The organism is Streptomyces hamibioticus, assembly GCF_047946815.1.
Lineage (GTDB): Bacteria > Actinomycetota > Actinomycetes > Streptomycetales > Streptomycetaceae > Streptomyces.
The window spans coordinates 1,286,782-1,300,661 of record NZ_JBKKQY010000001.1; the positions used below are offsets into that span (position 1 = coordinate 1,286,782).

At 73.5% G+C, this 13,880-nt stretch carries 13 protein-coding genes; 2 read left to right on the forward strand and 11 right to left on the reverse strand.

The window, feature by feature from the left end:
- Window position 1: 1 nt before the first annotated feature.
- The 6 genes from ACLGIH_RS05835 to ACLGIH_RS05860 are packed head-to-tail and all read right to left on the reverse strand — an operon-like array spanning window position 2 to window position 6,164.
- Window positions 2-781: a GvpL/GvpF family gas vesicle protein gene (locus ACLGIH_RS05835; RefSeq protein WP_416524137.1), complete on the reverse strand. Its 780-nt coding sequence runs from the start codon at window positions 779-781 to the stop codon at window positions 2-4.
- Window positions 778-1,212 carry a gas vesicle structural protein GvpA gene (locus ACLGIH_RS05840; RefSeq protein WP_416524138.1) on the reverse strand — a complete coding sequence of 145 codons (435 nt, stop codon included), beginning with the start codon at window positions 1,210-1,212 and terminating at the stop codon, window positions 778-780. Before ACLGIH_RS05840 ends, ACLGIH_RS05835 begins: the two co-directional genes overlap by 4 nt.
- Before the next feature lie 56 nt (window positions 1,213-1,268).
- Window positions 1,269-1,649, reverse strand: coding sequence for a gas vesicle protein GvpO (locus ACLGIH_RS05845; protein WP_416524139.1), 381 nt, complete (start codon window positions 1,647-1,649; stop codon window positions 1,269-1,271).
- 44 nt (window positions 1,650-1,693) lie between these two features.
- Window positions 1,694-2,623, reverse strand: coding sequence for a non-homologous end-joining DNA ligase (gene ligD, locus ACLGIH_RS05850; protein WP_416524140.1), 930 nt, complete (start codon window positions 2,621-2,623; stop codon window positions 1,694-1,696).
- Window positions 2,620-4,467 (reverse strand): transketolase, encoded by a 1,848-nt coding sequence (locus ACLGIH_RS05855; RefSeq protein WP_416524141.1) that lies wholly within the window; start codon window positions 4,465-4,467, stop codon window positions 2,620-2,622. Before ACLGIH_RS05855 ends, ligD begins: the two co-directional genes overlap by 4 nt.
- Complete coding sequence (locus ACLGIH_RS05860; RefSeq protein ID WP_416524142.1) at window positions 4,464-6,164, reverse strand: NAD(P)/FAD-dependent oxidoreductase; 1,701 nt, start codon at window positions 6,162-6,164, stop codon at window positions 4,464-4,466. Before ACLGIH_RS05860 ends, ACLGIH_RS05855 begins: the two co-directional genes overlap by 4 nt.
- Before the next feature lie 202 nt (window positions 6,165-6,366).
- Between ACLGIH_RS05860 and ACLGIH_RS05865 the strand changes: the two genes are divergently transcribed.
- Complete coding sequence (locus ACLGIH_RS05865) at window positions 6,367-7,329, forward strand: LLM class F420-dependent oxidoreductase (RefSeq protein ID WP_416524143.1); 963 nt, start codon at window positions 6,367-6,369, stop codon at window positions 7,327-7,329.
- Between the two features lie 81 nt (window positions 7,330-7,410).
- Here ACLGIH_RS05865 and ACLGIH_RS05870 read toward each other — a convergent pair whose 3' ends face one another.
- Complete coding sequence (locus tag ACLGIH_RS05870; protein WP_416524144.1) at window positions 7,411-7,884, reverse strand: phage holin family protein; 474 nt, start codon at window positions 7,882-7,884, stop codon at window positions 7,411-7,413.
- A gap of 72 nt (window positions 7,885-7,956) precedes the next feature.
- On the opposite strand from ACLGIH_RS05870, the gene ACLGIH_RS05875 reads away from it, so the two are divergent.
- Entirely contained in the window at window positions 7,957-8,304 is a 348-nt protein-coding gene (locus tag ACLGIH_RS05875) for a VOC family protein (protein WP_416524145.1), read from the forward strand.
- 112 nt (window positions 8,305-8,416) lie between these two features.
- Here ACLGIH_RS05875 and ACLGIH_RS05880 read toward each other — a convergent pair whose 3' ends face one another.
- The 4 genes from ACLGIH_RS05880 to ACLGIH_RS05895 all read right to left on the reverse strand — a co-directional run bounded on the left by ACLGIH_RS05880 (window position 8,417) and on the right by ACLGIH_RS05895 (window position 13,878).
- The gene (locus tag ACLGIH_RS05880; RefSeq protein WP_416524146.1) at window positions 8,417-8,968 is read right to left on the reverse strand and encodes a GNAT family N-acetyltransferase; all 552 of its coding nucleotides are present in this window, start codon (window positions 8,966-8,968) and stop codon (window positions 8,417-8,419) included.
- 26 nt (window positions 8,969-8,994) lie between these two features.
- Entirely contained in the window at window positions 8,995-10,788 is a 1,794-nt protein-coding gene (locus ACLGIH_RS05885; RefSeq protein ID WP_416524147.1) for a CocE/NonD family hydrolase, read from the reverse strand.
- 142 nt (window positions 10,789-10,930) lie between these two features.
- Window positions 10,931-11,854, reverse strand: a complete 924-nt coding sequence (locus ACLGIH_RS05890; RefSeq protein ID WP_416529297.1) for a S66 peptidase family protein — start codon at window positions 11,852-11,854, stop codon at window positions 10,931-10,933.
- Between the two features lie 20 nt (window positions 11,855-11,874).
- The gene (locus ACLGIH_RS05895) at window positions 11,875-13,878 is read right to left on the reverse strand and encodes a prolyl oligopeptidase family serine peptidase (protein ID WP_416524148.1); all 2,004 of its coding nucleotides are present in this window, start codon (window positions 13,876-13,878) and stop codon (window positions 11,875-11,877) included.
- Between the last annotated feature and the right edge of the window lie 2 nt (window positions 13,879-13,880).

The following is a 13,880-nucleotide window of genomic DNA, read 5'->3' on the forward strand; positions in this document are numbered from 1 at the left end:
CTCACCCCGCCCCGGCGTCCGCGCCCCCGGCCACGGCCGGGGTGCCCGCGGGCTCGGCGGGGCCGGGCTCGACGAAGCTGTACGGCGGCAGCGGTCCGTTGACCCGCACCTCCAGGTGCGGCAGCTCCCGGCGCGCCCGCTCGACGGCGGCGAGGAACTCCTCGGCCGACGCGCGGTCCACCAGGAACGACACATTGGCCAGCCAGCCGGTGGACTCGGGGCCCGGGCTCACGGCATCGGCGTCCGCCTCCAGGGCGCGCTGCAGCGTGGCGGCGTCCTCGGACTCCTTGGCCTTGACCGCGGCGGCGACCATCTCGCCGAGCTGGATCTTGTTCTCGTAACTGCCGCCGCCCGCCTTCCGGTTGGCTTCGGCGAGGGCACGGATCTCCGCGTTGTCGGCCATCACGTGGTGCAGGACGGCCTCCTCCACGTGATTGGCCTTCACGTTGTACTCGACCCGGCCGTCCAGCGCCCGCAGCCGCTCCTTGTAGTGCTCGACGCGCTCGGCGAGCACCCCGGTGACGGACTTGTCGTCCGGGGCGACGCTGCCGAACCGCATGGGCAGCACACAGGCGGCGGCGCTCGCCTCACCGATCACGTTCTGGTGGGCGAGCAGGTCCCTGCGCTTGGGCCGCAGCCCCTCGGGGGCGTCGCTGACGAGGGCCGCCAGCTCGCCCTCCTTCAGGACCCGCACCGGGCACGGCGGGTCGCCGACGCCGTCCATGCCCTCGGGGAGCGAGGGGTGCGTGCTTGCCGTGATGCCGTAGACGTACGTGCTCACTCCTGCTCCTCCTTCCTCCGCGCGGCCGTGCTCTTGCGGGCCCGCGGACGCGGCTCGCGCTCACGCTCGGAGCCTTCGTCGCGGGCCTGCTGGAAGGCGTCGGTTATCGTCTGGGCGGCGCCGGACAGCGCGCCCTTGGACTTGCCGCGGGCGCCGGACTCGGTCATCTCCCCGACCAGGTCGGGCAGGCCCGGGTCCTTGCGCGGCCCGGCCTCCAGGTCGAGCCGGTTGCACGCCTCGGCGAAGCGCAGATAGGTGTCGACACTGGCGACGACCACACGCACGTCGATCTTCAGGATCTCGATCCCGACCAGGGACACGCGCACGAATGCGTCGATGACGAGCCCCCTGTCCAGAACAAGCTCAAGCACGTCGTAGAGACCGCTGCTGCCGCCTCCACCGCCGGTTTGCTGTGCCGGTACGACAGTCATGCCGGCATTACCTCCCTGTTCGTGGGTTCGGTGTGGTGTCCGTCCGTCCGGGCGGCCTAGCGACCGCCCGGACGGCGTGCATCGGACCGGCCGCGCTCGTAGCGGCGCACCCGCCGGTAGCCGGTGAGCTGCCCCTCGGCATCCAGGTCCACCTGGTAGCTCGCCAGCAGGCTCATGGTGTCGGGCACGCGCTCGAGTTCGAGCACCTCGACCTCCAACGCCCAGCCCTCCTCCGTCTGTTCGAAGGACGACACCGACTCGGCTTCCATGCCGGTGAGCTCCGCGAGCTGGCTGCGCGCCTGGCGCAGTACCTCCATCGGGCTCGGCCGGTGCGCCGCCGTCGAACGGTCGGCCGTACCACGGGACTTCGTTGACTCTTGCGAACTTTGCGACTGATGTCCGTTTCCGGAAGCTGACGCTTTATCAGTGTTTGCCATGGCCACCTCCCCCTTCGTGTGGCCGCAAGAGTGTTGGCCAAACCTCAACGGACGTATGCGTCCAGTCGCCGCCGGGCCGGGCCCAGGGACCGCGCGCGGCTCATGACCCCGGCCCAGGGGTTGGTGCGGGCCTGCTCGACGGCGTCGGCGATGGTCCAGCGGCGGGCGTGCAGGGCCGGGTCGTCCAGCTGGTCCCAGGTGATGGGGGCGGCCACGGGGGCGCCGGGCCTGGCGCGGACGGTGAAGGGCGCGACGGCGGTCTGCGCGTAGGCGTTGCGCTGCACGTCGAGGTAGAGCCGGCCGCCGCGGTCCTTCTTGCGCGCGGCGGTGGTGAGGGTCCGCGGGTGGGCGGCGGCCAGGGCGTCGGCGACGTCCCGCGCGAATCGGCGCACCTCGTCGAAGTCGTGCTTCCCGTCGACCGGCACGACCACGTGCAGACCGCGGGAGCCGGTGGTCATCGGCGCCGAGGGCAGGCGCAGGGTGTCCAGCAGTTCGCCCAGCAGCGCCGCCGCCTCGCGGACCGCGGGGAAGTCGTCCCCGGCCGGGTCGAGGTCGAAGACCATCCGGTCGGGGCGGTCGATCCGGCCGGTCCGGGACAGCCAGCGGTGCAGGGTGAGGGAGGCCTGGTCGGCGAGGTAGCCGAGGGTGGCAGTGTCGTCGCACACGGCGTGGCGGACGGTGCCGCCCTCCTTGGGCAGCTCGGCCCGGGTGATCCACTCCGGATAGCCGTCCGGTGTGTTCTTCTGCATGAAGCGCGGGCCGTCGATGCCGTCCGGGTGCCGCTCCAGCATCAGCGGGCGGCCCCGCAGGTGCGGCAGCATGAACGGCGCGACGGCCCGGTAGTAGGCGACGAGGTCGCCCTTGGTGTACTCCTTCGCGCCGCCGTCCCCGCCCGGGAAGAGCACCTTGTCCGGGCGGTGGACCTCGACCGTGCGCCGCCCGGCCCGCACGGTCCGAACGGCGTCGCCGCTCACGGCACGACCGCCTCCTCCACCAGCAGCCGGTCGGCCGCGGCGATCGACTCGGCGTCGATGCCCGCGGCGTGCAGCTGCTCGTCGGGCGCCGCCGAGCCCGGCATGGTGCGGACGGCGAGCCGGACCAGCCGGGGCACCGGCCGGCCGTCGGTGAACGCGTCGAGCACCGCGTCGCCGATGCCGCCCTCCGGGTGGTGGTCCTCCACCGTCAGCAGGCAGCCGGTCTCCTCGGCGGCCTGCCGCAGGGTGGCCGCGTCGACGGGCTTGACGGAGTACAGGTCGATCACCCGGGCCTGGATGCCCTCCTGTTCCAGGGCCTCGGCGGCGGCCAGCGCCTCGGGCACGGTGACGCCCGCCGCGACGATGGTCATGCGGTCGGTGCCGGAGGAGCGCAGCACCTTGCTGCCGCCGATCGGAAACTCCTCGTCGGGCCCGTAGATGACCTCGCTCTCGCCGCGCGAGGTGCGCAGGTAGCGGATGCCCTCCAGGTCCGCCGTCCCGGCGACCAGCTTCGCGGTCTGGTTGGCGTCGCACGGGTACAGCACGGTCGAGTCGTGCACCGACCGCATCATGGCCAGGTCCTCCAGTCCCATCTGGCTGGGCCCGTCCTGGCCGATGGCGACGCCCGCGTGCGAGCCGACCAGGTTGATGCCGGAGCCGCTGATGGACGCCATGCGTATGAAGTCGTACGCGCGGGTCAGGAAGGCCGCGAAGGAGGTGGCGTACGGCACCCAGCCGCGGGCCGCCATCCCGACCGCGGTGGCGACCATCTGCTGCTCGGCGATGTAGCACTCGAAGTAGCGCTCGGGGTGCTCCTTGGCGAAGAACTCGGCACGGGTGGAGTCGCCGACCTCGCCGTCCAGGGCGACGACGTCGCCGCGGGCGGTGCCGAGCGCGGTCAGCGCCTGCCCGAAGGCGTTCCGGGTGGCCACTTCCTCGCCCTTCTCCCAGCGGGGCAGGTCGGTCTCCCCCGAGCCCACGGCGTGCAGCGCGCGGGCGGCCGGCGGCTCCTGCACCCGGACCCGGATGTCGCGGGGCCCGCCGAGTTCCGCGATCGCCTCGTCGGCGTCCTTCAGCGGCTTGCCGTGCAGGCCCTCCCGGTCCTCGACGTCCGCGACGCCCTTGCCCTTGAGGGTGCGGGCGATGATCGCCGTGGGCTGGCCCTTGGTGGAGGCGGCCTCGCCGTAGGCGCGGTCGATCGCGTCGACGTCGTGGCCGTCGACCTCGACGGTGTGCCAGCCGAAGGCCTGGAAGCGGCGGGCGTAGGCGTCCAGGTCGTGCTCGTGCCGGGTCGGGCCGCGCTGGCCGAGCCGGTTGACGTCGAGGATCGCGGTCAGGTTGTCGAGGTTCTCGTGTCCGGCGTGCTCGGCGGCCTCCCACACCGAGCCCTCGGCCAGCTCGCTGTCGCCGCACAGCACCCACACGCGGTACTCGGTGCGGTCCAGTCGCTTGCCGGCCAGCGCGATCCCCGCCCCGACGGGCAGGCCCTGTCCCAGCGAACCGGTGGCCGTCTCGACCCACGGCAGCCGCTGCGGGGTCGGATGCCCCTCCAGGCGGCTGCCGAGCCTGCGGAAGGTGAGCAGTTCCTCGTCGTCGATGACGCCGGCCGCCTTGTACGCGGAGTACAGCAGGGGCGAGGCGTGGCCCTTGGACAGCACGAAGCGGTCGTTGCCCGGGTGGGCGGGGCGCTCGAAGTCGTAGCGCAGGTGGTGCGCCAGGAGTACGGCCATCAGGTCCGCGGCGGACATCGAGGACGTGGGGTGTCCCGAGCCCGCGGCGGCGGCCGACCGCACGCTGTCGACGCGCAGCTGCTGGCCCAGTTCGACGAGTTCCTCGGTGTTCATGAGTCTCCTTCAGCGGGGTCGTCACGCTTGACGGGGCCGGGCGCGGCGCCGGAGCCCGGGGGCGGCTGGTCCGCCGGGGGTTCCGGACCGCCGTCCCCCTCGCCGGGCCGGCCGACGGGCTGGTTCTTGGCCGACTCACCACCCGGCTGGTTCTTGGCCGGCTCACCGCCCGGCTGGTTCTTCGCCGGCTCACCGCCCGGCTGGTTCTTGGCCGGCTCACCGCCCGGCTGGTTCTTCGCCGGCTCGCGGCCGGTCCGTCCCTCGGTGGGTTCGTCGCCGGAGCGGCGCTTCCCGGATTCCGGGCCGGTGTCCGGCGAGGCCGCCGCGCCCGGCCCGGAGCCGGCGCCGGAACCCGCGTCCGCGTCCGCCTGGGCGCCGGGACCGCCGGGCCGTCCCGGTACCCGGGCCACTTCCGGCGAAGCCGACTCCAGCGGCACCGACCAGGACCGGACCAGCCCCAGCTGGACGGCCTGGCGCGGCAGCACCGCGTCCAGCAGCCAGTCCGCGGCGACCCGGACCCGGTTGCCGGGCATCGCGGCAAGGTGGTAACCGCGGGTGACGGCGCCCGCCGCCGGCCCGGACAACGGCACGCCGAGCGGGTTGGCGGCGGCCTTGGCCCCGCCCAGGTCCACCACGAAACCCATGTCCTTGTGGCGGTAGGCCCGCCGCTCGCCGCCCAGCCCCAGCGAGGCGGCGACGTTCTGCGCGCACACCTTGCCGTGCCGCCAGGCGTGCTGCGCGGTCATCGGCGTGTACGAGCCGGGGTTGTTCAGGTCGGGCACCGCGGCCACGTCACCGCAGGCGAACAGCTCGGGGCGGCCGGGCACCTGGAGGTGCGGGTCGACCAGCAGCCGGCCGCGCTCCATGGGCAGCCCCAGGGACTCCACCAGCGGGTCCGGCCGCACGCCCACGCACCACACCAGCGTCCGGGTGTCGACCGTCTCGCCGTCGCTCAGCAGCACGCCCTCGTGCGTGGCCTCCTTCACGGAGGTCCCCATCCGCACGTCCACGCCACGCTGCCGCAGCACTCGCTCGGCGGTGCGGGAGAGCCTTTGGTCCATCTCGGGCAGCACCCGGTCGGCGAGGTCCAGCAGCATCCAGCGCGGCCGCATGCCCGTCCGCAGCGGGTGCTTGCGGACCTGCGCGTCGGTGAACATCTGGCCGTGCGCCGCGACCTCCGTGCCGGTGTAGCCGGCGCCGACCACCACGAAGGTGCACCGGGCGGAGCACTCCTCCCGGTCACGCGTGGCGGCGGCCAGTTCGACCTGCCGGGTCACGTGGTCGCGCAGGTAGAGGGCCTCCGGCAGCCCGCGGAAACCGTGGGCGTGCTCGGCGACGCCCGGGATCGGCAGCAGCTTGTTCACACTGCCCGCGGCCAGCACCAGCCGGTCGAAGCCCAGCGAGCCCTCACGGCCCTCCGGGTCGGTGTAGCGCACGGTGTGCCCGTCGAGGTCGATGCGGTCGGCCTCGCCGAGCACCAGCCGGACGCGCGGCAGCGTGCCCGACAGGGACACGGTGACCCGGCGCGGCTCCAGCACTCCGGCGGCGACCTGGGGCAGCAGGGGCAGGTAGAGGAAGTAGTCGGTCGGATTCAGCAGGGTGATGTCGGCCTGGTGCCGGGTGAGCCGGGACAGGGTGCGGGCCGTCCGGTACCCGGCGAAGCCGGCACCGACGATCACGATGCGGGGTCGGCTCACGGTTCGCCTCCGGGCTGTCGCGTACCTCGTAAGCCTTCCGCGTCCCCCTGGCCGGGGTGGTCAAACGTGGGCGACCGGCGCGTACCGCCGGTTTCCGGCCTACCGCCCGGGTACTCGGCCGCGGACCGGCCCGACCGACCAGACCGACCCGACCGGTCGGACCGGTCCGACCGACCCGTCGATGTTCCGGAGGCACCCTCCCATGCCCGAGTACGGCTACTTCCTCTCGTGCGAGCAGTACGGCCCCGACGAGCTGATCGAGCAGGCGCGGATGGCCGAGCAGGCCGGGTTCCAGGCACTGTGGATATCGGACCACTACCACCCGTGGAACGACGAGCAGGGCCAGAGCCCGTTCGTGTGGTCGGTGATCGGAGCGCTGTCGGAAGCGGTGTCCCTGCCGATCGAGACGGCGGTGACCTGCCCGACCGTCCGTATCCACCCGGCGGTGGTGGCCCAGGCGGCGGCGACCAGCGCGGTCCTGACGGGCGGCCGGTTCCGGCTCGGCGTCGGCACCGGCGAGGCACTCAACGAGCACATCCTCGGCGAGGCCTGGCCGCCCGCGCACGTGCGCCTGGAGATGCTGGAGGAGGCCATTCAGGTGATGCGCCGGCTGTTCACCGGCGAGGAGGTCAACCACCACGGCACGCACTACACGGTGGAGAACGCCCGCCTGTACACGGTCCCGGACGAGCCCGTGCCGATCGACATCTCCGGCTTCGGACCCGCGGCGACGCAGCTGGCGTCCCGGGTCGGCGACGGCTACATCACGATGATGCCGGACACGTCGATGGTGGAGCAGTACCGCAAGGGCGGAGGCGGCGGCAAGCTGGTCAGCGGCGGCACCAAGGTCTGCTACGACACCGACCGGGACGCGGCGGTCAAGACGGTGCACCGGCTGTGGTCCAACGAACTGCTGCCCGGCGAGCTGGGCCAGGTGCTGCCCTCGCCGAAGCACTTCGAGCAGGCGCAGACGCTGGTCACCGAGGACATGGTGCGGGAGAACCGGGTGTGCGGCGACGACGTCGACGAGCACGTCGCCGGGCTGAAGCAGTTCGCCGACGCGGGCTTCGACCGGATCTACGTCAACCAGATAGGCCCGGACATGCGCGGCTTCTTCGACTTCTACCGCACGAAGGTGCTGCCGCAGCTCCGGGGGACCGGCTGAGCAACGGCACGAGGGAGCGTCACGACATGACGAAGGGGGCGTGGGTGCCACGCCCCCTTCTGCGGGTGTGGGTACGGCGCGTCACGACCGGTCGTGCCGGGTCTCGGGGTTGAGGTCCTCCGGACGCGGGGTGAGCGGAGCGCCCGGCGGCGGTGTGCCTCCCCCGGTCCCGGCGCCGGGAGCGACGGGCGGCATGGGCGGGTAGGGAGCCCGGCTGCCGGCGGGCTGCGCGGGCTCGTGCCCCTCGTGCACCGACGGGGGCCCGGAGGGGCGGGCCGCCCGGCGCAGCAGGTAGGCCACCGCCCCCAGGATCACCGCGGTGATCAGCGCGGCGGCCCAGTCCGGCAGGCCGGCGGCGAGGGCCAGGCCCACGGTGAGCGCGAGGGCCGCGCCCGCGTAGAGGGCGGCGGCACCGGAGGCCGCGTACAGCGTGGCCCGGCGGCGCTGCTTGCGGGTCTGCTCGCGCAGCTCGTCCCGCACGGTCTCGCGTGCCACCTGCGCCAGTTCGTCGACCAGGTGCTTGTCCAGATGTTCCAAGTGATCCAAGCGCTTCATGGGTTGCGGGTACCCGCAACCACCCCGGCCATGGGCCGCCGCGCTCTCCCGGCCCCAACTAGGCTCTCCCGCATGGACATTCTCGGAGCCACGCTGCGCATCTACGTCGACGACCTGGACAAGGCGATCCCGTTCTACGAAGGACTCGCCGGTGGCCGAGCCCTGCGCTTCGAGCGCGGTGGCGTCGAAGTGGCCGCGATCGGCTGCTTCCTGTTGATGAGCGGGCCCGAGTCCCAGCTGGAGGTGCTGCGCAAGGTCTCCGCGACGGTCGCCGTGTCGGACGTCGAGGAGGCAGGCCGGCTGCTCGGCGAGCTGGGCGCGGACATCATCGCCGGCCCGGTCCCGACCCCGGCGGGCCGCAACCTGATCGCCCGTCATCCCGACGGTGTGGTCTACGAGTACGTCGACCGCCGCGCCTGAGCCCGGGGCCGGGCGGGCTCCCCGTCCGCCCGGCCGCATCCGGAGGTCGAGGCGTGCCGGGAGCGGTGCGCCGGTGGGAGCGGTGCGCCGGTGGGAGGGTACGGGGCCTTGGTCAGCCGGAGGTCACCGACTCGGCGGTGACGGCCCAGCGCTGGTGGTCCCGCCAGGCGCCGTCGATGTACAGGAACCTCGGCGAGAAGCCCTCCAGACGGAACCCGCAGGCACGGGCCAGCGCGATCGAGGCGGTGTTGCCGGGCTGGACGTTGATCTCCAGCCGGTGCAGCCGCATCGGGCCGAAGGCGTACCGGACGACGAGGTCCAGGCCCTCGCGCATCAGCCCGCGGCCGGCCGCGTGGGCGAAGGCGCCGTAGCCGAGGGCGCCGCTCATGAAGCCGTCCTCGACGATGTTGTTGATGTTGATGAACCCGGCGATGGCGCCGTCGGTCTTCTCGCACACCAGGAAGCCGGCCTTGGCCGGGTCCTCGATCAGCCGGCCGGCGTAGGCGGCGTAGGCCTCCGCGCTGTCCGGCGGGAACAGCCACGGGTGGTGCAGGTCCTTGCTCTCGCGGGCCCGTGCGGTGAACTCGGCGCCGTCCTCGCGGGTGAAGTGGCGTATGCCCACCCGGGGGCCCTCGGCGAGGTGGCGGGATGCGGTGTGCGGCATCCCGCCAGCCTACGCCCGCCGGTGACTCAGCCCCCGGTCACCGGCAGCCGGAGCACGCCGGCGTCCCCGGGGGCGCTGACCACGGTCACGGGCTTGATCCCGCGGTTGCCGAAATACGCGCCGTCGCTCGCCGCGACGACGAACCGCAGCCGGTGCCCCTCCTCGTACCGGTGCACGATCCCGGGCAGCGTGACGGTGAACGGCTTCGTCACGTCGGGCACGCGGACCGGGGCGACCAGGCGGTGGACGAGGGTCCGGGTGCCGTCCGGGGCGACGTCGTAGAGCTTGGCGAACAGCACCAGCTTGTCGGCGGCGTCGCCGGAGCCCTGGGTCCGCTCGGCCTTGGGGGAGACGACCTTCAGCGTGGCCCGGGGCGCCCCCACGACGTCGAGGTCGCGTTCCAGCGGGGCACTGGTCCAGGCCAGGTGGGTGCCCTTGGTGTCGTACGGCGCCGGGTCCGGCAGGCCGATGATGCCGGCGAGGGAACTCTCGGAGTGGCTGGTGGGGACCAGCCAGTTGGTGTAGGTGCGGCTGCCCGCAGTGACCTTGGCGCGGTTGTCGACGAGTTTGCCGTCGCCGGAGAGGTAGAGGTTCCGGCTGAGCGGGGGCAGGCGGTCGGCGGTGGCGTAGGTGTGCCGCGGGTCGGTGACCCAGTCGCGGTAGTAGGCGAAGTCGGGGCCGGTGTCGGTGCCGTGCTTCTTGTGCAGGTAGCGGTCGAACCAGGCGAGGATGCGCCGGCCGACGTAGGAGGTCTCCAGGTTGCCCCGGCCGAGGTCGAGTTCCCCTGCGGCCGGGTCGGTGAGGCCGCCGCTGTGGCCCCAGGACTGCCAGATCATCTTGGCCGGGGTGCCCTGCGCCTTGAGCGTGTTGTACGTGGCGGTGGCCTCGTTGAGGTTGAAGAGGCTGTCGGCCTGCCCCTGGACCAGCAGGGTCGGTGTCTTCACCCGGTTCAGATACGACACCGGGGAGACGCTGCGTGCGAAGTCGAGCAGCTCGGCGGTCCGGTCCGCCGGGTAGCTGCCGGAGTTGAGGGTGCGGATCGTCTCGCAGGCACGGGTGACGAAGTGCAGGCAGGACAGCGAGTTGATGCGGGAGGGGTCGAGGCCGGGCGCGAGCAGTGGCTGCCCCTCGCCGATGAGGTAGAAGCCGTTGGCCCACTGCCACTTGAAGGCGCCGGGGACGTCCTCGGCGCCGACGGCGTTGTTCGGGTCGAGAGAGTACGCCAGGTCGTGCCAGGTGATCATGGGCACGAGGGCGTCGAGGCGCCGGTCGACGGCGGCCGTCGCCAGCTGGATGGCACCGCCGTAGGAGCCGCCGATCATGCCGACGCGCGGGTCGCCGGCCCGGTCCAGGGTGACGAAGTCGGCGGTGGTGCCGTCGTCGGCGGCGCGCTTGCCGCCGAGGAAGTCGATCAGTTCGGTGGCGGCGGCGCCGTCGATGTCCGGGTCGTCGAGCGAGATCAGACAGCCGGACCTGCCGAAGCCGAGGCCGGAGTAGGCGAGCGCGACGTAGCCGCGCTCGGCGAAGGCCTTGCCGATGGCGTCGGTCTGGCCGTCGGACTTGCTGCCGCCGAAGCCGTTGGTGGCCAGTACGGCGGGGGCCGGGCGGGAGGCGTCCGCGTCCGTGGGCCGGTAGAGGTCCGCGTCGACCGTGCAGGTCCGCCCGCCGGCGTCGACGGTGAACTTCAGCGGCGTGACGGTGTACTGGCCGGTCGCGGCGGCCGGAGCGGTGACGGCGAGGGGAGCGGTGAGCGCGGCACCGAGGGCGAACGCGAGGGGCGCGCGGCATCTGGGGAGACGACGGGGCACACAGACCTCCACACTGAGGGCCCGTTGAGGGCAGCCCGGCTTACCGACCGGTAGGTACCGGCCGGTAAGCATCGTGTGACACGTGTCATACAGGGGTCAATCGCCCTGACGAGGGTTTTTGACGGAGATTCAATGACCGGGCCGTCGGCGAAGGTCAGCGCAGCGCCGGTTCGTCCAGCGTCAACGTCCCCGCGTCCGCGTCGAGTTCCGCCGGAACGCCGAAGGGGACGGTGAGGGCGCCCGCGCCGTGTCCGAACCCGAACTCCTCCACGACGGGGACACCGAGCCCGCCCAGCCGGTCGAGGAGCTGGGGCCGCAGGCGCGCGTAGGGGCCGCACTCCTCCCAGGAGCCGAGGAGCACGCCCCGCACACCGTCGAGCCAGCCGGCGCGCAGCAGCTGGGTGAGGCAGCGGTCCAGCCGGTACGTCTCCTCGCCCACGTCCTCCAGGCACAGCAGGCCGCCGCGCGCGGAGGGCCGGGCGTACGGGGTGCCGAGGTCGGCGGCGAGCAGGCTCAGGCAGCCGCCGAGGGTGACGCCCCGCGCCCGGCCGGGGACCATCGGCCTGCCGCCGGAGGCGATGGTGCGGACCGTCTCCGGGGCGAGCAGGGTGGCCTTCAGGTGCTCCTGCGCCCGGGCGTTCTTCAGGAAGTCGACGCCGGCCGCCATCGGCCCGTGCAGCGTGGCCAGGCCCAGCCGGACCGCGAACGCCTCGTGCAGCGCGGTGATGTCGCTGAAGCCGACGAACACCTTCGGCCCGGCCGCGCGCATCGCCTCCCAGTCCAGCAGATCGGCCATGCGCTGCGCGCCGTAGCCGCCGCGGGCGCACAGCACCGCGTCCACGGCCCGGTCGCACCAGGCGGCCTGGAGGTCGGCGGCCCGGTCGGCGTCCGTGCCCGCCAGGTAGTCGAACGTGCCGTGCCGGTCCAGGACATGGGGTGCCACCACCGGGTCGAGGTCCCATCCGCGCAGCACGTCGAGCCCGGCCTGAAGCCGCTCCTCGGGAACCGGCCCGCTGGGGGCGACCACGGCCACCCGGGCGCCGGGCGCGAGGCGGCCGGGGCGCGCCAGGGCCCTCACCCGGCCGGCTCCGTCGTCTGTCACCTGTTCAGCTCCAGCGTCGGGATGCCGCGCGGATTCAGGTTGAACACCTGTGCGTACAGCGACAGTTCGGCCTCCAGGGCGCGCACCAGGGTCTCCGCCCGCCGGAAGCCGTGGCCCTCGCCCTCGAAGGCGAGATACGCGTGCGGCACCTGCCGGTCCGCCAGGCGGGCGAGGAACCGCTCGCACTGCACGGGCGGGCAGATCACGTCCTCCAGGCCCTGGAGCAGTACGAACGGCGCCGTGATCCGGTCGGCGTGCTCGGTGGGCGACCGCTCCGCGTACCGGCCGGGCACCTCGGCGTAGGGCCCGATCAGCGTCTCCAGGTACTGGGACTCGAAGTCGTGGGTCCCGCCCGCGCTCCATCCGGTCAGGTCGAGGACCGGAAAGATGATCGTGCCGCACGCGTAGACGTCCGTCGTGGCGAGCGACGCGGCGGCGGTCCAGCCGCCCGCGCTGCCGCCGCGCACGGCCAGGCGCTCCCGGTCGGCGGTGCCCTCGTCGGCGAGGGCCAGCGCGACGGCGGCGCAGTCCTCGACGTCGACCACGCCCCACTGCTCGCGCAGCCGGTTGCGGTACTCCCGGCCGTGTCCGGTCGATCCGCCGTAGTTGACCTCCGCGACGCCGATGCCGCGGGAGGTGAAGTAGGCGATCTCCAGGTCGAGCACGAGCGGCGACCGGCCGGTGGGGCCGCCGTGCGCCCAGATCACGAACGGCGGCAGCTCACCACCGGGCGCGACACAGCCGGGGTTGTGCGGCGGGTAGACGTGCGCGTGGATCTCGCGTCCGTCGGGGCCGGTGAAGGTGCGGATCTGTGGTTCGGGGTAGTACGCGGGGTCGACCGCGTCGTCGTGCGGGGCGCCGATCACCCGGGCCCGGCCGATGGAGGTGTCCAGTTCCACGACCTCGTAGGCGCTGCGCGGGCTGGCGCCGACGGCCGCGACCCTCCCCCACCCTCCGGGCGGGGCGGCCCCCGTCTCGCTTCGCTCGCCGTGCACCGCGAGCGTGGGCGCGAACTCCGTCCAGGGGCCCGCCACGTCGACGACCTCGCCGGTCTCCGGGTCCAGGATGCCGAGGGCGGTGGCGCCGCGGCCGTGCACCACGGCGATCAGGCCGTTGTCCAGCGGGGCGAACCAGCGCTGGCCGAGCTTCCACAGCGGCCCGCCGAACTCCTCCTCGCGCGGACACAGCGGCACGTCGTCGCGGTAGAGGTTCCACCAGCCGGTGCGGTCCGACGCGTACAGCAGGGCGCCGTCGGCGGCCCAGTCGACCTGGGCGATCGACTCCTCGGGCCCGCCCGCCACCGTCCTGGGCTCCGCGAACGTGCCGTCGTTCCGGACGTCGGCGACCAGCAGCTCGGTGCCGTCCCACGGCATACGGGGGTGGTCCCAGGCGAGCCAGGCCGCGCGCCGCCCGTCGGGCGAGAGCCGGGGCCCGGTGACGAACCGGTGCCGGTCGTCGGTCAGTTCGCGTACGGCGTCGCGGTCGTCGGCGGCCGAGCCGTCCAGCGGCACGGCGGCCGGCACGCGGCGGACGTCGGTGGGTCCGTCACCGGTGAACTCCTCCAGCACGCACCACACCTCGCCGCGCTCCGTCAGCAGCTGCGGCTCCGCCCAGCGCAGCCCGCCGCCGACCGGCGAGACGGGGGTGAGCGGGCGCGGCTCGCCGCCCGGTGGCAGCGCGTAGAGCCGCTGGTCGGCGAAGTTCGCGAACACCACCAGTGGCCCGTCCGCCGTCATCACGCCGGCCCAGGCCCGCCCGCCGTACTCGATGACGCGCGTGCGCACGTTCCACGGCGCGGGCAGCACCGGTTCCGCGCTGCCGTCGGCACGCCGCCGCACCAGGGTGCGCCGGCCCTCCTCGGTGGGCCGGGGCTCGGTCCACCACACCTCGTCGCCGACGAAGCCCACGTCCTCGGGGCGCCCGTCGTGCGCGGCGGCGAGCGCCGCGTCGATGGGCGAGGGCCACGATCCGTACGCCAGGGTCCGCACTGTCTCCCCCACTG

Excerpts from the sequence above, each read along its gene's own strand:
- ACLGIH_RS05875 (WP_416524145.1), top strand. The coding sequence starts at position 7,957 with ATGGACATTCTCGGAGCCACGCTGCGCATCTACGTCGACGACCTGGAC.
- ACLGIH_RS05840 (WP_416524138.1), bottom strand. The coding sequence starts at position 1,212 with ATGACTGTCGTACCGGCACAGCAAACCGGCGGTGGAGGCGGCAGCAGC.
- ACLGIH_RS05855 (WP_416524141.1), bottom strand. The coding sequence starts at position 4,467 with ATGAACACCGAGGAACTCGTCGAACTGGGCCAGCAGCTGCGCGTCGAC.
- ACLGIH_RS05845 (WP_416524139.1), bottom strand. The coding sequence starts at position 1,649 with ATGGCAAACACTGATAAAGCGTCAGCTTCCGGAAACGGACATCAGTCG.
- ACLGIH_RS05865 (WP_416524143.1), top strand. The coding sequence starts at position 6,367 with ATGCCCGAGTACGGCTACTTCCTCTCGTGCGAGCAGTACGGCCCCGAC.
- ACLGIH_RS05870 (WP_416524144.1), bottom strand. The coding sequence starts at position 7,884 with ATGAAGCGCTTGGATCACTTGGAACATCTGGACAAGCACCTGGTCGAC.
- ACLGIH_RS05880 (WP_416524146.1), bottom strand. The coding sequence starts at position 8,968 with ATGCCGCACACCGCATCCCGCCACCTCGCCGAGGGCCCCCGGGTGGGC.